The organism is Campylobacter felis (assembly GCF_030250085.1).
Classification (GTDB): domain Bacteria; phylum Campylobacterota; class Campylobacteria; order Campylobacterales; family Campylobacteraceae; genus Campylobacter_D; species Campylobacter_D upsaliensis.
This window is the reverse complement of record NZ_JANURX010000004.1, coordinates 105603-124020: the sequence shown is the minus strand read 5'-3', so window position 1 is coordinate 124020 and position 18418 is coordinate 105603. Positions and strand designations below refer to the sequence as shown.

17 protein-coding genes are annotated in these 18418 nt (G+C 35.6%); 8 read left to right on the top strand and 9 right to left on the bottom strand.

The features are described 5' to 3' along the window. Positions 1–13: 13 nt before the first annotated feature. From aroB to NYG92_RS03705, 7 genes are read left to right on the top strand one after another with little or no spacing between them, the layout of a single operon-like run. Positions 14–1066, top strand: coding sequence for a 3-dehydroquinate synthase (gene aroB, locus NYG92_RS03735; RefSeq protein ID WP_270967362.1), 1053 nt, complete (start codon positions 14–16; stop codon positions 1064–1066). Beyond that, on the top strand, positions 1063–2619 hold the full coding sequence (locus NYG92_RS03730) for a mechanosensitive ion channel domain-containing protein (RefSeq protein ID WP_289233569.1): 1557 nt from the start codon (positions 1063–1065) through the stop codon (positions 2617–2619). The genes aroB and NYG92_RS03730 overlap by 4 nt, the downstream gene beginning before the upstream one ends. Next, positions 2612–3853 carry a tRNA (N(6)-L-threonylcarbamoyladenosine(37)-C(2))-methylthiotransferase MtaB gene (gene mtaB, locus NYG92_RS03725; RefSeq protein WP_416346620.1) on the top strand — a complete coding sequence of 414 codons (1242 nt, stop codon included), beginning with the start codon at positions 2612–2614 and terminating at the stop codon, positions 3851–3853. Before NYG92_RS03730 ends, mtaB begins: the two co-directional genes overlap by 8 nt. Continuing rightward, positions 3853–5445, top strand: a complete 1593-nt coding sequence (locus NYG92_RS03720; RefSeq protein ID WP_270987993.1) for an ATP-dependent metallopeptidase FtsH/Yme1/Tma family protein — start codon at positions 3853–3855, stop codon at positions 5443–5445. Before mtaB ends, NYG92_RS03720 begins: the two co-directional genes overlap by 1 nt. A 10-nt stretch (positions 5446–5455) precedes the next feature. Then, complete coding sequence (thiD, locus tag NYG92_RS03715; RefSeq protein ID WP_289233568.1) at positions 5456–6262, top strand: bifunctional hydroxymethylpyrimidine kinase/phosphomethylpyrimidine kinase; 807 nt, start codon at positions 5456–5458, stop codon at positions 6260–6262. Further along, positions 6255–6878 (top strand): thiamine phosphate synthase, encoded by a 624-nt coding sequence (thiE, locus tag NYG92_RS03710; protein WP_270966025.1) that lies wholly within the window; start codon positions 6255–6257, stop codon positions 6876–6878. Before thiD ends, thiE begins: the two co-directional genes overlap by 8 nt. Beyond that, complete coding sequence (locus NYG92_RS03705) at positions 6856–7500, top strand: uroporphyrinogen-III synthase (RefSeq protein ID WP_027304154.1); 645 nt, start codon at positions 6856–6858, stop codon at positions 7498–7500. The genes thiE and NYG92_RS03705 overlap by 23 nt, the downstream gene beginning before the upstream one ends. Here NYG92_RS03705 and NYG92_RS03700 read toward each other — a convergent pair. The 7 genes from NYG92_RS03700 to secA form a co-directional block, all read right to left on the bottom strand. Next, on the bottom strand, positions 7466–8356 hold the full coding sequence (locus tag NYG92_RS03700) for a radical SAM protein (RefSeq protein ID WP_289233567.1): 891 nt from the start codon (positions 8354–8356) through the stop codon (positions 7466–7468). The genes NYG92_RS03705 and NYG92_RS03700 overlap by 35 nt on opposite strands. Further along, positions 8353–9375: a uroporphyrinogen decarboxylase gene (gene hemE, locus NYG92_RS03695; RefSeq protein ID WP_289233566.1), complete on the bottom strand. Its 1023-nt coding sequence runs from the start codon at positions 9373–9375 to the stop codon at positions 8353–8355. Before hemE ends, NYG92_RS03700 begins: the two co-directional genes overlap by 4 nt. A gap of 18 nt (positions 9376–9393) precedes the next feature. Next, a complete protein-coding gene (locus NYG92_RS03690; RefSeq protein ID WP_289233565.1) occupies positions 9394–10581 on the bottom strand; it encodes an ABC transporter permease in 1188 nt (395 codons plus the stop codon). A gap of 96 nt (positions 10582–10677) precedes the next feature. After that, entirely contained in the window at positions 10678–11934 is a 1257-nt protein-coding gene (locus NYG92_RS03685; protein WP_289233564.1) for a DNA cytosine methyltransferase, read from the bottom strand. Next, positions 11924–12400, bottom strand: coding sequence for a hypothetical protein (locus NYG92_RS03680; protein ID WP_233705519.1), 477 nt, complete (start codon positions 12398–12400; stop codon positions 11924–11926). Before NYG92_RS03680 ends, NYG92_RS03685 begins: the two co-directional genes overlap by 11 nt. A gap of 176 nt (positions 12401–12576) precedes the next feature. Continuing rightward, on the bottom strand, positions 12577–13059 hold the full coding sequence (locus NYG92_RS03675) for a hypothetical protein (protein WP_289233563.1): 483 nt from the start codon (positions 13057–13059) through the stop codon (positions 12577–12579). Between the two features lie 31 nt (positions 13060–13090). Then, positions 13091–15694: a preprotein translocase subunit SecA gene (gene secA / locus NYG92_RS03670; protein ID WP_289233562.1), complete on the bottom strand. Its 2604-nt coding sequence runs from the start codon at positions 15692–15694 to the stop codon at positions 13091–13093. Between the two features lie 160 nt (positions 15695–15854). On the opposite strand from secA, the gene lolA reads away from it, so the two are divergent. Then, positions 15855–16361, top strand: a complete 507-nt coding sequence (gene lolA, locus NYG92_RS03665; RefSeq protein ID WP_289233561.1) for a LolA-like outer membrane lipoprotein chaperone — start codon at positions 15855–15857, stop codon at positions 16359–16361. Here lolA and NYG92_RS03660 read toward each other — a convergent pair. Together NYG92_RS03660 and NYG92_RS03655 are read right to left on the bottom strand one after the other, a co-directional pair. Beyond that, the gene (locus NYG92_RS03660; RefSeq protein WP_289233560.1) at positions 16358–17041 is read right to left on the bottom strand and encodes a hypothetical protein; all 684 of its coding nucleotides are present in this window, start codon (positions 17039–17041) and stop codon (positions 16358–16360) included. The genes lolA and NYG92_RS03660 overlap by 4 nt on opposite strands. Before the next feature lie 13 nt (positions 17042–17054). After that, on the bottom strand, positions 17055–18377 hold the full coding sequence (locus NYG92_RS03655; protein WP_270965405.1) for an ATP-dependent DNA helicase: 1323 nt from the start codon (positions 18375–18377) through the stop codon (positions 17055–17057). Between the last annotated feature and the right edge of the window lie 41 nt (positions 18378–18418).

The window sequence follows — 18418 nt, the reverse complement described above, 5'->3', positions numbered from 1 at the left end:
GACAAGGAAAAAAATGCAAGTAGAAGTAAAAGTCAAAAATCCTTATAAAGTCTTCATTGATGAGGGTTTGAATTTAAATTTTAAAGGTAAAGTTGCCATTTTAACTAACCCAAAAATCGCAGGGCTTCATCTTAAAAGTTTGCTTGAAAAAATCAAGTGCGAAGAGCTTTTTATCATCAGTGTTAAAGACGGCGAAGAGTATAAAAATTTAAGCACCATTGAAGAAATTTTAAATCAAATGTGTAATATTAAGCTTGATAGAAAAAGCCTTTTAATTAGCTTTGGTGGGGGCGTGATAAGCGATATGGGGGGCTTTGCGGCGAGTATTTATCAAAGAGGTATTGAATTTATAAATATCCCTACCACTCTTTTAGCTTGCGTAGATGCGGCTGTGGGCGGTAAAACGGGAGTTAATAATCATTTTGGTAAAAATCTCATCGGCACTTTTTATCAACCTAAGGCTGTATATTGTGAAAGTGCGTTTTTAAGGACTTTAGGGCAAAGGGAGCTTAGTGCTGGTTTGGCAGAATTTATCAAAATGGCAATTATGTTTGAGGCGGATTTGCTCGATTTTATAGAAAAAATTGACGCACAAGAATTTTTACAAGCAAAATGTGCTGATGCGATTTTAGTCAAAATCATCGCAAAAAGCATAGAATTAAAATCCAAAATAGTCGCCGAAGATGAAAAAGAAGGTGGAGTTAGAATGCTACTTAATTACGGACACACTTTCGCTCATATCATAGAAAATGAGACACATTATAAAAGCTATCTTCACGGAGAAGCCGTAGCCATAGGTATAAATATGGCTAATCATTTAAGCTATGAACTTGGTCTTTTAAGTCAAAAAGAGTGTGAAAGAATAGAGCAAATTCTGCAAAAATTCGCCCTACCTACACACTATAAAATTCAAAACATACACGAATTTTATAATGCCTTCTTTTTGGATAAAAAAAGTGCAAATCACAAAATTCGCTTCATCTTAGCCGCACCACTTGGCAGGGGCGTTATAAAAGAAGATATACCAAAAGCAACACTTTTAAAAAGCTTGGAGCATTTTATATGAAAAAAATCATTTTCTTAGCTTTTTTAGCCACGCTTTGCTTTGCTGAGCTTAATACAAGCTTAATTTTAGAAAGCAAAACTAAAATCAATACGCTTAATACCATTATCGATGCTAGTATTTATAATATACGCTATAACAATTTCATCAAATATCAGCAAATCAGTGATGAGCTTATCGTTTTAAGAGAGGAACTAGACAAAGAGCATTTAAGCTACGAACAAAAAGACGCTACACAGAGTAAAATAGCAAATTTAGAAGAACAACTCAAACTTTTAAAAGATTATAAAAATCTCAATTTTACCCAAAGTCTAAGCATTAATGAAAATATAGAAATTCTCCCCAAGCTCACAAATCCACTCGCCATCATCGGTGCTTTTTCTCACATTAAAAAATTAAAAGATGAAAGAGATGAACATATTTTAAAGATCCAAGAATTTGAAAATTTAGTTTTAAAAATTAAAGAAAAAAATATCGAACTTAAGGAACTACTCAAGCTTGATAATAATAAAGCAAATTTAAACGCCCTTAAAGAATCAAACAAAAAATTAAGCGAATTTGAAAACGCTTTGCAATTTACGCAAGTGTCTTTTTCTGTGTATGAGAAGAAGATCGAAGATGAGATTGCACGCGTTAATGCTGAAATTAAGGTGCAAACGCTAAGAGCGGTCAATATCCTCATCGCCATTATCCTAGTTATCATCGCTTCTTTTTCTTTAAAATTCATCGCTAAAAAATACATTAAGGACAATGAGCGTTATTACACTGCTACAAAGGTGATTAATTTCATTAATATCAACATCATCTTTTTAATCCTCCTTTTTGCTTATATAGAAAATATCACTTATCTTGTTACCATACTAGGCTTCGCTTCGGCTGGACTTGCCATCGCGATGAAAGATATGTTTATGTCTATGCTTGGGTGGTGCGTGATTATTTTTGGGGGGAGTATGAGGGTAGGAGACCGCATTAAAGTCATACAAAATGACATCACTTATATAGGCGATATTATTGACATTTCTTTTTTAAGAATTACCATTTATGAGACCCTGACCTTAGAAACTTATATGAAAAATCGCCGCAGTGGGCGGATTATCTTTATCCCAAACAATTATGTTTTTACGCAATTAATCGCAAATTATACCCATCACGGAATGAAAACCGTGCTAGATGGCATTGATATTACCATAAGTTTTGACTCAAATTTAGAAAAGGCTAAGGACATTATGGAGCAAATCGTTACCAAACAAGCCAAACCCTACACCGAACTCGCTAAAAAGGCAATGTATAGATTACAAAATGAATATAGCATTAAAAATCCCAAAGTCGAGCCTAAAATTTACATTTTTTTCGAACACTGGGGGATAAGGCTTTCTGCTTGGTATATGACAAATTCTTATGCCGCATTAAATTTAAGAAGCGTGATAAGCAAAGAATTAATTACCGAACTAGTCAAACACGAGGATATTAAAATCGCCTATCCAAGTCAAAATCTCTATTTAGACAAAAGGCAAAATGCTATGCCAAAAGAGCCTTTAAAGGATTTTGATGCCTAAAATTTTTTTAAAAACCTTTGGTTGCAGGACAAATATTTATGATAGTGAGCTGATAAAGGGCTATATTAAAGACTTTGAGCTGACAAATGATGAAAAAGAAGCCGACATTGTCCTTATTAATTCTTGCACAGTAACAAATGGTGCTGATAGCGGCTTAAAAACTTATATCAATCATCTTAAGAAAAACAATATCAAGGTCATTTTAACGGGCTGTGCGGCAGTTAGCAAGGGGAAGGAACTTTTAGATAGTGGGGCGATTTTTGGCGTTTTGGGTGCGTCAAATAAAGCTAAAATCAATGAATTTTTAAAAGAAAAAAAGCGTTTTTATGAACTTGGCAATTTAAATTTCATCGACAAGGACATCGTTAAAGATTATGAAAATCATACAAAAGCCTTTGTGAAAATTCAAGAAGGCTGCGATTTTAACTGCTCTTATTGCATTATACCTAGTGTTCGCGGCAGGTCAAGAAGCGTCAAAGAAAGCGATTTGTTAGAACAAATTAAAATTTTAATTCAAAATGGCTACACAGAAATCGTCCTAACAGGCACAAATATAGGCTCTTACGGCTTAAAAGACGGCACAACTTTAGGCAAACTTTTACAAAAAATGATGCAAATTTCAGGGCTAAAACGCATTCGTTTAGGGAGCTTAGAGCCTGCACAAATTGACGCGAGCTTTATGGAAATTTTAGATGAAAAATTGCTTGAAAGACATCTTCATATAGCTTTGCAACACACAAGCGAGACGATGTTACGCATTATGAGACGCAGAAGTCATACAAAAGATGACTTAAAGCTTTTTCAAACCCTTGCTTTTAAGGGCTTTGCTTTAGGGACGGATTTTATCGTAGGGCATCCCGGAGAAAGCGAGGAGCTTTGGCAAGAAGCTTTGAGAAATTTTACAGAATTTAAGCTCACTCATCTTCACGCTTTTATCTTTTCTCCGCGTAATAATACCCACTCCGCCACCCTTAAAAATACCATAAAAGGCGACCTTGCTAAAGAAAGGCTTAACACCCTTAAAGCCATAGTGCAAAAAAATAATTTTGAATTTAGAAAGGCAAATAAAATCAAACTTGAAGTGCTAATAGAAAGTGAAAAAAACGGCTTTTATGAAGGCTATGATCAATTTTTTAATAAAATCAAAATCAAAAGTGAAAAAGAATTAAGCAAAATGTGGCTAAATATCGAAAATTACGAAGTCAAAGAGGAATTTAACGAAACGAGGATATAATGAAAAATAACAAAATCATATTTTTTTCTTTTGGAATTTTATGTGTGCTTTTAGCCATAGTGTATTTTAAAAATGAGCCCAAATTCATAGATAAAGCTCTATATCAAAGCCTTTTGGAGCAAAAGCTTATCCAAAAAGCCATTATTGATGGAGATGAAATTTTACTCAAAGCCGCAGGAGATCATTATGTCATCATAAAAGACGGCGTAGATCTTAAAGAGCTTTTAGCAAATGTGCCTGTGGAGGTGAAAAGAGATTATAGCGCTTGGGTGCTATTTATATTTTTAATATTTTTATTTGCTCTGCTAATTAGCTTTAATCTTTTTCGTCGTAAAAAAGAAATGCAAAAATTTCCCATAAATCCTACCCAAACTTCCTCTTTACAAGAACCACTTAACTCCATAAAGCCCGTCATTTCAGGCGTTACCTTTAATGATGTCGCAGGAGTTAATGAAGTCAAAATGGAACTTAATGAGCTTGTCGATTTTCTTAAAAATCCTCAAAAATACAAAGAATTCGGCGTCAAAATGCCAAAAGGCGTTTTAATGATAGGACCACCAGGAGTTGGTAAAACACTCATCGCAAAAGCTGTGGCTGGTGAGGCTGGAGTGCCATTTTTTTACCAATCAGGCTCAAGTTTTGTCGAAATTTATGTAGGAATGGGTGCAAAAAGGGTGAGAGAACTTTTCTCTCGTGCTAAGATGATGGCGCCAAGCATCATTTTTATCGATGAGATTGACGCAGTGGGTAAGGCTAGAAATGAGCTTTCAAACGGCGAAAGAGATAGCACGCTTAATCAACTCTTAACCCAAATGGACGGCTTTGAGGATAATAGCGGCGTCATCGTCATCGCCGCGACAAATAAAATCGAACTAATGGACGAAGCACTGCTGCGCTCAGGACGCTTTGATAGACGCATTTTTCTTTCTTTACCAGACTTTAAAGACCGCTTTAAAATCCTAGAAATTTATATGAAAAATAAGAAAAATCAAGTTGATTTAGAGAAAATAGCTAAATTAAGCGTAGGCTTTAGCGGTGCAGGACTTGAAACCCTTGTCAATGAAGCCGCTATTAATGCGTTAAGACGGGGGAGCGATTTAGTCGAGGATAATGATTTTTACGCAGTTTTAAATAAGGTGCTTTTAGGCAAGAGAAAAATTCTAAATTTAAGCGAAAAAGAAAAGCAAATTCAAGCCCATTACCAAGCGGCAAAAGCCTTATGTGCGTATTATTTTGATGTGAAATTTGATAAAATCACGCTCATTGAGGACCGCTTTAAAGAATATGAATCTAATCTTAAGTCAAAATCAGAACTTTTAAATAAAATCAAAACACACCTTGCAGGCTTTATGGCGATGAAACTTTTATATAATGAAAGCTACACAAATTCACAACAAGACTTTATGAAAATCAAAGAACTTGTCGAATTTATGTTAAGCTTTAATATGATAGAAGAGAAAAATTTAGAAAAAGAAAAAAGTGAAGTGAAGGAATTTCTAAAAACACGAAAAGAACTCATTGCAAATTTAGCTAAACTTTTATTAGAAAAAGAAAGTTTAACTTACGAAGATGTCAAACAAATAAGTTTATAAAGGATATATAATGAAAGCAAAAGGAAGTGAATTAATCCCTATTTTAACCATAGCAGGAAGCGATTGTAGCGGAGGGGCTGGTGTGCAAGCAGATTTAAAAACCTTTAGTGCGTATAAGCTTTTTGGTATGAGTGTGATTTTAAGCGTAGTAGCGGAAAATACCGCAAGAGTGATTAGCGTGCATAATGTGCCAATTAGGTGCGTTGAAGAGCAGTTTTTAGCGGTGTTTGAGGATATCCCTCCTAAGGCTGTTAAAATCGGTATGATAGGAAGCAAGGAGCTAATGCTTTGCGTAAGGGAAAATTTAGAGCGTTATAAGATTGAAAATGTCGTGATTGACCCTGTGATGTTTGCTAAAAATGGCTTTGCCTTAATGCCTAATGAGTGCTGCGAATTTTTTAAAGAAAATATCCTGCAATTTGCCGATATACTCACGCCAAATATCCCAGAAGCGCAGTTTCTAAGTGGCTTTAAAATCCAAAATGAAGAAGAGATGATAAAAGCGGCTAAATATCTTCACACTAAGGGTGCAAAAGCCGTTTTAATCAAGGGCGGACACCATCACCAAAACGCCAACGATGTTTTTTTTGACGGAGAGCAAATTCACATTTTAAAAGGCGAACGCATAGAAACCAAAAACACACACGGCACAGGCTGCACACTAAGCTCTGCCATAGCTTCAAATCTAGCACTTGGTAAAACAGAGCTTGAGAGTGTAAGAGAGGCTAAGGACTATGTGAGGGGGGCGATTGATTATAGTTTGAATTTGGGTAAGGGTTGCGGACCGACAAATCATTTTTGGGCTTTTAATGCTTGATTTAAGTTTATATCTTGTCGCAAGCCGTGGAAATTTAAGCGATGAAAAATTTTTAAATGTGCTTGAAAGTGCGATAAAAGGAGGGGTTAGCCTTATACAACTTAGAGAAAAAAATCTTAACGCAAGAGATTTTTTTGCTCTAGGTTTAAAAGCTCAAAAACTCTGCCAAAAATACCAAATTCCTCTCATCATCAACGATAGAATCGACCTTGCTCTAGCCTTAGATGCTGATGGAGTGCATTTGGGACAAGAGGATTTACCCCTACAAATCGCAAGAAAAATTTTAGGAAAAGATAAAATCATAGGCTTAAGTCTTAAAAGCTTAAAACAACTTGAAAGCATTGAGGGGGCGGATTATTTAGGCTGTGGGGCGATTAAGAAAACGCCGACTAAAGAAAGTAGCGTTTTAAGTCTTCAAAATTTGCGTGAAATTTGTGAAAACTCACCCATAAGTGTCGTGGCAATCGGTGGTATTGATGAGGAGGTTATTAAGGATTTAAGAGGCATTAAGCTTGGTGGGGTGGCGGTGGTAAGGGCGATTATGAACGCTAAAAATCCTTATCAAGCCGCAAAAACTTTAAAAAAGGCTGTGTGTGAAAATTTATCTCTTAAATGAAGCGAAATTTAAGGGCGTGGAAAATCTTATCTTAAATGAGATAAATTTTTTCGATTTTAATGTCAATTTAAAAGATTTTAATGCTCTTATTTTAACATCAAAAAACGCCGTCAAAGCCTTAGAAAGAGCAAAAATAAAGCTTAATTTTACCTTACAAATTTATGCCGTGGGAGAAAAAACGGCAAAAGAAGCAAAAAAACTCGGCTTCACAAAGATAAAAATTCCATCACTTGCCTATGGAAAAACACTCTTTGACGAATTTAAGGACGAATTAAAAGGACAAAAATGTCTTTATCTTAGGGGCAAAAATATCGCCTCAAAGCTCAACGAAGATTTACAAAACTACGGCGTAAAGCTAAAAGAAGTAATTGTTTATGAAAATGTCTTTAAAGCCTGCAAAATAGAGCTAAAACAACCCGCTATTTTTATCTTAACCTCTCCACATAGTGTCTTAAATTTTTTAAAAACTTACAAAGCACACCCAAAAGATCACTTCATCGCCATAGGACAAAGCACAGCAAAAAATCTTAAAGGCTTGCAATTTAGTCTAGCCAAAGAAGCAACGATAAAAGCTTGTGTTGATTTAGCTAGGCTTTATAAAACTTCACTCCAGCAAGATTAACGCTTTTTATTTGTCCTTTTTCAAGCAAAGTTTGCAAATTTCTCTTACTCTTTGTATCAAAACACTCCACATCAAGCTCACTTTGAGGACGCAAACGCAAAGTTTTTAAAAGCTCTTCCTCACTAAAGCTTAAAATGGTTTTATGTCTTTTTGCTATAAAAACAGGCACAGAGCTAATAAGCCCACTAAGCTCCAAAAGCCTCATTTCATCGACCCCACTCACCGCATAAGCTGGAGGTCTATCAATGCTACTTAAATCCACTCTCATAGGTGCGATTTTAGCTAGAGCATCGTTAAGCAAGATAAATTCCTCCTCATTATCATTAAAGCCCTTAACCACCAAAATTTCCATTACCAAAGCACCGCTAAACTTAGCTCTAAATTCCGCCATTTTTTCTATCATCGTGCTTAAATCAATCCCTTTTAAAGCTCTATCTATCTTATAAAAAGTTTTTTCATTTGCACTATCTAAGCTAAATTTAACAATGTCGCATAGCATTAAAGCTTGTATTTTTTCCTCATCTAAAACAGCCGTGCCGTTGCTTAAGATGAGAATTTTTTTATCACTAGTAAGCTTTTTAAGCTCTAAAATCAACTCTTTTAAATGCGGATAAAGACTAGGTTCGCCATTAGCAGTCAGGGTCAAAACATCAAATTTCACATCTTTTTTTAAAACAGCTTTAAGTTCTGTTAGAATTTCCTCAACGCTCAAAACACTCTCTTGCTCTTTCATAGGCTTTGCCGCTTCAAGCTCACAATACACGCAGTCAAAATTACACTGCTTTTTTGCTCTGCTTAAATCCACCCCCAAAGAAAGTCCAAAACGCCTTGAATTCACAGGACCAAAAATCATCATTTAACCGAGCTTTCTTGCACAAGTTTAATGAAATATTTCGCATTTTCCACAGGGATATCAGGAAGAATTCCGTGTCCTAAGTTAAAAATATGCGCCTTGCCCTGCATTATTTGCAAAATTTGCTCTACGCCCTTTTTTATGGCATTTTTATCATAAAGTCTGCAAGGCTCCATATTACCTTGCAAAGTAAATTTATGAGAAAGCTTATCTCTTGCTAAATCAAGCGGAGTGCTCCAATCCACCCCAAACACATCAAATTCCCCATCAATTCTTTCTAAATACCCGCTCACGCCTTTTGGAAAAACTATCATGGGGATATGTGGATATTTTTGTTTAAGATAAGCAGCAAGCTCTTTCATATAAGCGAAAGAAAATTCGAAAAACGCCCCCTCCTCTAAAGCCCCAGCCCAGCTGTCAAAAATCTGCACCGCATTTGCCCCCGCTTTAATTTGCTCTTCCAAATAAGCTTTCAAAACTTCATTTAATTTTCTTAAAATTTGATGTAAAAACTCAGGATTTTGATAAAGCATTTTTTTGCATTTTGCATAATTTTTACTCCCCCTACCCTCTATCATATAAGTAGCTATCGTCCAAGCACTTCCGCAAAATCCTATCAAAGCTTTATCTTTTGGGAGTTTTTCCCTTGTCAAAGAAAGAGCGTCGTAGACATAATGAAGCTTTTTAACCGCACTTAAATCATCAAGCCTCTCTAAATCCTCCTTATTTTGAAGTGGAGTGCTAAAAACGGGTCCCTCGCCTTTTTCAAAATGCAGCTCAAGCCCCATTTCCAAAGGAACAACTAAAATGTCAGAAAAAATAATTGCCGCATCCACACCCAAAATATCCACAGGCTGTAAGCTCACTTCACTAGCCTTTTTATAATCCTTACAAAGCGAAAGAAAATCTCCAGCACTCTTTCTAACTGCCATATACTCACTTAAATACCGCCCTGCTTGACGCATCATCCACACAGGAGTATAGGGCGTTTGCCTTTTAAAACACGCATCAATAAAAATCATTTTCTTTCCTTTATAAATTTATTCATTTCGCAAAGTATCCAAAATATTTACTTCGGTCGCCTTTTTCGCAGGGTAAAACGAAGAAAGTGCAATGATAAATAAAGCTCCCATTAAGGTTAAAATAAAATCTAAAATAGATAAATCAAGCGGTAATTTCGAAGTGCCATAAACATCAGCTGGTAAAGAGATAATGTCGAAATTTCCCAAAAGCCAAAGCGTGATAAAGGCTAAAATCACCCCGCACACCATACCGCTACCGCCTATTAACATACCCAAAGCAAAAAAGCTTTTTTTTACCTCCGCTTTGCTTGCTCCAAGTGCAAGCAAAAGGGCTATTTCACTGCGGCGGTTCATCACTATCATCAAAAGTGAGCTTACTATATTAAGCCCAGCAACAAGGATAATGAGCATTAAAACGATGAAAAGTGCGCGCTTTTCAAGCTCTAGGGCGGAGAAGAAATTTTGATTTTGCTCCCACCAGCCTATGGCGGCATAATCCTGCCCCAAATAAGCCCTAAGCTTTTCTATATCCTTAAAGGCTTCTTGGCTATAAATATGCACACCATCATAGCCCTCTTTCACACCTAAAACTTTCCTAAGTGCCTTAGCCTCCACATACATATAAGCCTTATCGTAAAAAATAAGCCCGGAATTAAACTTAGCCTTCACATCAAAACGCTTTGTGGTAGGGGTCAAAGAGAAACCGCTAGGGTTCAAATTTGAAAAGATTAAAGAAAGTTTATCGTTTTTTTGAAGGCGAAACTCATCAGCTAAAGCCCCCCCTATAAGTATGTCATAACCGCTTAAATTTGTATCTTTAAGAGCATTTTGGACAACTTCGTTAATTTTCTTTTCCTCTTCAAAATTCACACCAAAAACAATTCCGCCCTCAAAGCGATTATCCCCTTTGGCTATCACTTGAGTGCTTAAATAAGGGCTAAAAAGCAAATGCGGAAACCGCCCTCTTAACTCCGCCACAAATTCATCATCAACAGGTGCATAAAATTTCGGCAAAAGGGTAATGGGATAATTCATCACAAAAAAGCGTTTTTGAAATTCCTTATCAAAGCCATTCATTATCGCCATAGCGACCAAAAGCACACAAAGCCCCACGCACACACCCAAAAACGCCAAAAGCATAGAAAGATTGATAAAAGGTTGCTCTTTATCAAAACGAAGGTATTTAAAAAGTAGATAACGCGTCATATAAACTCTTGCAAATTAAAATAGCCATTATTTTAACATCAATTAGTTTAAAATTTGTAAGCGTTGAAACTGTCAAAATACACTCTTTTTTGTTGCTTAAATTTGTCTATCTAAAAATTCCTTCACGCTCTTTGCTATCGCTTTTGCTAGTGGCGGTGGGACGGCGTTGCCTACTTGCTCACATCTTTTTGTATGAGAGCCAAAGAATTTATAATCAAGCGGAAAGCCTGTAATAGCCGCTGCCTCTCTTATAGTGATGCTTCTATGCTCTTTTGGGTGCAAGGGGAAAGCACTATGTCCTGGCACTAGTGTAGGGGCTAATCTATCAAAATGCAGCCTCATATTGCCACCCCTTGAGTAGAATTTAGAAATTTGCAAATGCTTAGGCAGTGAATCTAGGGAATCTGCGATATTGCAACCCTCTTTGATATACCTAAATCGCTCAATGGTCTTGGCATTGTGCTGCATAGGGAGATTATCTATGTCGTTTTCATCTGTGTAATCAATCTTTGCTAGCACTTCGCGTAAAGTCAAAGGCTTTTTAAACTTGCATTTAGCTAGCTCATCATCGCTAAAATCAAGCTTCGTGCCTATGCTTTCATCATAGAATCTAGGCAGTGGGTAGTGAAAGCCGCCTTGTAAGTCAGCCCTTGTGGCGACGATGATAAGCCGCTCTCGTTTTGTCGCTGCTCCATACCACGCCGCATTTAAGACTTTATGCTGGATTTTATAGCCCATAGCTTCATAGATTTTATATATATCATCTAGCACAGAGATTTGATAAGGCTTAATTTTTTCTAATAAATTTTGCTTTTGCTTTCGTAGCATTTCGCCTTTTTGAATGATTTGTTGTGTGATTTTATCCTTTTTTCTTAGTGCTGATTTTTCGCCCTTCAAAAGCTCTAATTGCTTCCAAATATTGCCCACTTCTTGCCATATTTCACTTGGTGCGTTTGGATTTAAGATTCTAGCATTTAGCATTCCTTTGACATTTTCTATCACGCTTACTTTTGGTCTAAGCTCTTTAACAATATCTAAATAGTAGCGGTAAAATTGATTTCTCTCATCAGCTGGGCTTCGCTCCCCTGCTAGAGAAAATCCTTTACAAACAATGCCCCCAAACATCACATCTACGCTAGAATCTAGCTTTTTCTTTAGCTCTTTTGGGTTAATTTGCGTTATATCTGTGCTATCTAAAATAGCGTTTTGCAAATGCTTTTTATTGTTGTGTTCTAAAGTTTTTAGCGCATTGCTATCAAAGTCATTTGCATAAAGCGTGTTAAAGCCCTCTTGCATAAAGCCTAAATGCGACCCACCAGCCCCTACAAAAAACTCTACTATGTTATATTGCATTGACAATCCTTTGAAAGTTTGTTTGATAAGCTTGAATCAGTGAAGCTTTTTCAATATGTTCTAAAAAGGCTTTTTCATTTAAATCAAAAGGGTTATAAAGAAGTGTGCGTAAGCTACTTTTGGGCTGAAAATCAATCACACCATAATCATCTTTTAAGATATTAAGATAGCTTGATATGTAGCGTGTGTTTGGCTTAGAATCTTTGTCTTGGTATTCTATGAGATAGGCTATTTCGCCATATTGTTTATACATAATTTCAAATAGCTCTTTATTACTACAATCAAATTCTTTTTTACCATTTGATTTCTTGTATAGGGTTTCAAGCAAATACGAGAAAAAGGGCTTTAGATACTTAAAAAGTTCTAAGGCAAATTGCGGATAAGGGAGTTGTGAAAGGTTAAATCCCGCTTGTGTTAGATTATTTCCTTTGCTAATAAGTCCCAGCGTTGATAGCGTGATAAACATATTTCGCCAACCGCCAGAATTTGGCGTTTGTAGATTCTGTGCGAGTTGAAGCTCAAGCTGTTTTCTGTGGATATTTTCTTGCTTAAGTTGATAAATAGCTAAAATTTTAATAAGAAAATAGAGTTCAAAAATGCGGGTATCGTGGATATAGTATTGAGAAAGTAGCTTACGAGATTTTACCCCCCCCCCCCCGCATATTTAGCAAACTCATTTTCATCAATCAAACGCACTGCTAGAGAGTGGGAATTAACTTCTAAAATTTTCTTAGTTTGTGGGTATTTGAAAAGCCCTATATTAAACTCATTATTTCTCAAAACAGAATCTGGGAAAATATACACGCTAGAAAACTCGCACAAAGGGTAAAACTCATAATCTCTTATAGATAAGCCCTTTTCTGCAAAATACTCATATTGAAAAATCTGTCCTATGCCCCTAACATAGTCAGTTACGCCGATATTACCGCCTTTGCACTCCATAAGGGCTTTGATTCTATCTTTTTCAAAAAGCGTGAAATCCGCCGTGATTCCGTTGATAAACTTTGTCTCTTTATGGAACTTGGTTTGATAAAAGTCCATATCAAGCACGGAGCAAATATCTCTTTGCAAGCTTTGATTATTCGCAATCTCATTTTGCAAGTCTTTTTCTTGCGTAAAATCCATTAAATACCTTTAAATAAACCTTATGCTAACCCTAACTAGTGCTAACTAGCCCCCTCTTAGGACCGCTTTTTCCGTGGCATTCTTTAAATTTCTTTCCGCTTCCGCAAGGACAAGGTGCGTTTCTTGGCACTTTTTTAAATTCCGCTTCGCCTAAATTATCCTCACTCGCACCTATTTGTGCAGTATTTTCCAAAAATTCCTCATTTTCCTTGCTTACCTTTTGCTCTAAATTTTCCGCTTCTTTTTGTGAAAACTGCACGCTAAAAAGTAGCTTAATGCTATCAAATTTAATGCGCTCCACAAGCTCTAAGAAAAGATTATAGCTTTCTTTTTTATATTCCACCAAAGGATCCTTTTGATTATACCCACGAAGCCCTATGCCCGTTTTTAAAATATCCATTTGATACAAATGCTCTCTCCAAGCATTATCCAAAACTTGCAAATACAAAATTCTCTCGATATTTCTTAACTGCTCACTTGAAATTTGCGCCATTTTCTCTTCATAAGAGCGTTCTAAAATTTCGCTTAATTTCTCCTCCAAAGCGATCAAATCAAGCTCCTTAAAATCCGCCTCATTAATCTCAGTCGCAAAATCGTGAGCTATTTTTTGCCTTAAGGCTTCAAAATCGTCCAAACTCTCACCCATCATCATAGAATTTAGGGTATTTTGTGCGTATTCTTTAATATTTTGCGAAATTTTTGCCCTAATGTCATAATTTTCATCTAAAAGCTCATTGCGGTAACGATAAATGCTCTTTCTTTGCTCATTTGCCACATCATCATATTCTAATAAGTGCTTACGGCTTTCAAAATGCAAACTTTCCACCTTTTTTTGTGCATTTTCCACCGCCCTTGTAACAATGCGACTTTCAATACTCTCGCCCTCTTTAATGCCAAGTCTTTCCATAATGCTCTTAATCTTATCGCCCCCAAAAATTCGCAAAAGATTATCCTCAAGGCTTAGATAAAAACGACTCACACCAGGGTCTCCTTGACGCCCCGCGCGACCGCGAAGTTGATTATCTATTCTACGGCTCTCGTGCCTTTCCGTGCCGATGATGTAAAGCCCCCCAAGCTCTCTAACCTCATCATTGATTTTTATATCCACTCCACGCCCTGCCATATTTGTCGCTATGGTAACGGCTCCTTTTTTACCTGCATCGGCTATGATTAGGGCTTCTTGCTCGTGGTTTTTAGCGTTTAGCACATAATGAGGGATTTTTTCTTTTGCAAGCATAGAGTGAAAAACCTCACTTCTTTCAATACTAGCCGTTCCCACAAGCACAGGCTGTCCCTTAGCATTTGCTTTTTTAATCTCATCAATCACGGCTTTAAATTTTTCCTCTTGAGTTTTATAAATTAAATCGTCCTTATCCTGCCTTTTAATAGGGATATTTGTGGGGATAGAAACAACATCTAAATTATAAATTTGTGAAAATTCTGTCGCTTCTGTTTGAGCTGTGCCTGTCATACCTGCTAATTTATCATACATTCTAAAATAATTTTGAAAGGTAATATCGGCTAAAGTTTGGCTTTCTTCTTGGATTTTCACGCCCTCTTTCGCCTCTAAAGCCTGATGAAGCCCTTCGCTAAAACGCCTCCCCTCACTTAAACGCCCCGTAAATTCATCGACAATGACGACTTCATTACCTCTTAAAACATAATGCACATCTTTTTCAAAAAGATTATGTGCCTTTAGGGCTTGATCAAGCTGATGTGCTAAAATCGCATTATCAAGGCTGTATAAATTCTCCACGCCAAAAAGCTTTTCCGCCTTTGCTATACCTTCTTCTGTGATTAAAATATTACGATTTTTCTCATCGACTATAAAATCGCCACTAGCCTTAACGCCCTTAGCCAAATCTTTAGCCTCTAATGACTCTCCCCTTTTAAGGGCTTTTGCCACTTCATTTGCTTTAATATAGCCATCAAGTGTGCGGTTCGTAGGACCTGAGATAATCAAAGGCGTCCTCGCCTCATCAATCAAAATGCTATCGACCTCATCAACGATGACAAAATGATGCCCCCTTTGCACCTTTTCCGCTTTAGAAAATTTCATATTATCGCGTAAATAATCAAAGCCAAATTCATTATTTGTGCCGTAAGTAATATCGCATTCATAGGCTTTTTTATGTTCTAAATCGCTATTTTGTGAAGACAGCACCACCCCAACGCTAAAGCCTAAAAAATGATAAATCGCACTCATTTGCTCAGCATCTCTTTTAGCAAGATAGTCATTCACCGTTACCACATGCACACCCTTGCCACTCATCGCATTTAAAACCACAGGTAAAGTCGCCACTAAAGTTTTACCTTCGCCCGTTTTCATCTCGGCTATTTTACCCTCACAAAGCACCATACCACCGATGAGTTGCACATCAAAATGACGCATATTAAGCGTTCTTTTTCCCACTTCCCTAACGATAGCAAAAACATCATTTAAAATATCATTTTCTTTTTTCTCTCCGCTTAAAATTTGCTCTTTAAATTTTGCAAATTCAGCCTTTAGCGCCTCATCATTTAAAGCTTGATATTTGCTTTCTAAGGCGTTAATTTGTGCTACTCTTTTAAAATATTTTTTAACCTCGCGTTCATTTTTCGTGCCAAAGATATTTTTTAGGGTATTTAAAAACATTTGAAACCTTTTTATTATTTTATTTTAAAGCGTAATTATAACGATTAATTGTTAAATTTAACGCACATCATAAGGCAAACTTAAAGCATATTTTAAATAATCGCCAAAGGCTTTTATTAACCAAGTTTCATTAAAATCGCCTAAAAATTAAGGAGGTAAGATGAAATTTTTTATCCTTTTAAGCCTAATTTGTGGTTTCGTTTTTGCTTACGATTTAGATTATGAAAATTACACCAGCAAATTTACTCAAAGCGTGAGTTCTAAACAGAGCAAACTTGATTATGAGGGACATTTCATTTTGGAAAAAGATAGAGCTTTTTGGTCTTATGAAAAACCAAGCAAAAAAGAAATTTATATTAATAAAAATGAAATTGTCATAGTCGAGCACGATTTGGAGCAAGTGAGCTTTGCAAGACTTGAAAAAATCCCAAATTTAAATGCCATTTTCAAACAAGCAAAAGAAATCTCCCCAAACAAGCTCAAAGCCACTTACGAAAACACAGACTACATCATCACGCTTTTTAATGGCGAGGTTAAGAGCATAAGCTACAATGACGAATTTGAAAATAAAGTCCTCATTACGCTTCACAAACCTCAAAAAAATACCAAAATCAATTCTCAAATTTTCAAACCAAAATTTCCGCAAAATTACGATATCTTACGCTAATTTTGCGTAGAATTTGAGTCAAATTCGAGCTTAAAACCTGTGGTATTGCTTTCTTGAATTAAATCTTTCTTAATCCTTTCTTCAATATCCCTAGAAATTTCAAAAAGCTTAGGATTTATCGCGTCCTCGTCATCCTTCATCTCTTCATTTTCAAAGATTTTAGGCAGGGTTAAATTATGATTTTGCTCACTAAGATTATTTTCTATTTTAGGCATTTCTAGCTTTGGAATTTCAAGCTGTGGTGAATTTTCTAAATCTTTCACACTTTCCTTAACTTCTTCTTTTAAATTTCTATCCTTTGCCTCCGTGCTTTCCAAAAAACGCTTAAATTCTTCAATGTCAAATTTCTCCACTCCACTTAAAGAAAGGATATAAATGTCATTAAGTTTAATTTTATATTTTTTATCTACAAATTTGCTGAGGGTTTTTTTAAAATTATTTTTACCAAGCTCTGTAAAAATATCCTCATAAAAGAAGCCAGAAATGACCGTATTAACACTATCGATAAGTTTTTTTTCATTTGCCTTAAGATTTTTCCCCTCAAATTCTAGGCTTATTTCTATTTTTTTAAGCACATTTGTCCCACTTTTTGAGTAAAGTTCCGTTCTTAATTTCTCAAGTTCTACTACCTCAGCACTCAAAAATAAAGGTAATATTAAGCTTAATATTATTTTTTTCATCACAAATCCTTATTCACAATTCCAAATCAATAAAATCATTTTCTTTATAAAAACAACTTACATTTTCATCAAATTTTAACGCTCTTTCAAAATAGCTTCTAAAATCCCAATTTTTAGAATACAAAATTTTAAGACTTTGAGGATTAGTCGCTCTTGAAAGTGCCACATAAAGCTGTCCATTTTCAAAAATATGGTCAATATCACACACAAGCTTTTCTATACTCATTCCTTGCGATTTGTGAATTGTAATCGCATAAGCTAATTTTATGGGATACTGCACCACACTAGCTCTAATGTTTAAATCAAGCTCCTCGCCCTCCTCTTTAAATTCACTAAGCTCAAAAATATAAGGCTCTAAAAGTATCATTTGTCCGTTATTTTTCATAATTTGCAATAAAATTCCTCGCTCATCTTCCACAATATCTTCGATAATTCCTTGCTCGCCATTATAATAATTTTGCTCAAAATTATTCATACAAAAAATAATTCTAGCACCCACTTTTATCTTAAGCTCCTCCAAAATTCCAAGCCCACTCACCCACGCCATAAATTGCCCATCGCTTAAATTTTCATCTTTTTTTTCAAATTTAGCCTTGAAATTTAATAGGGGTGCGTTGATTTTGGCTAATTTTTGCTCATTGATTGCATTAACCCTCTTATTAATCCCGCAAAGCAAAGTAAAACCATCATCTAAAGTTTCTAAATCCCAAGTTTTAATAAGCATTTTTTCAAAATAATCAAGTGTTTGTTCGCTTAAATAACCCTCACGCAAGAGCGATAAATGCTCATAAAATTCGGCATTATCCGTTCGTTTTGGCACGGAAAGTTTGACATTTTTAAGCCTTAATTCCTCCCAAAAAAGCGAAGCAAAAGCGTAGTAAGTATTGACAAATAGAGAATTTTGCTTTTCTTTAACCACAGGGGGCAACTGAAAAAAATCGCCCACAAGCAAAATTTTCCCAGAAAAGCCTGAATTTTTAAGCCTTAACGCTACCATATCAAAAATAGTCGCACTTACCATAGAAATTTCATCAATAATAATTAAATCGAGTTTAGAAAGCACTTTTTCAAGCTTTTTTAGCTTATTTTTTTGCAATCTATCATAATTTTTCAAATCCTCAAAATTTTCCATTCGCCCTAAACAAAAAAAGCTATGCAAAGTAACTCCGCCTACATTAAAAGCACTCAAAGCACTAGAGCCTAAAGCTACGAGTTTCTTATTTTGTTTTCTATAAGAAAATTTGAGTTGATTTGTTAAAAAACTCTTGCCAACACCAGCCCCACCACTTAAAAAAACATTACGATCTTGTAAAATTTTTTCTAATTTATCAAGCATTATATTTCCTTAAAGTATAATTATAACTATTTTTTGTAAAA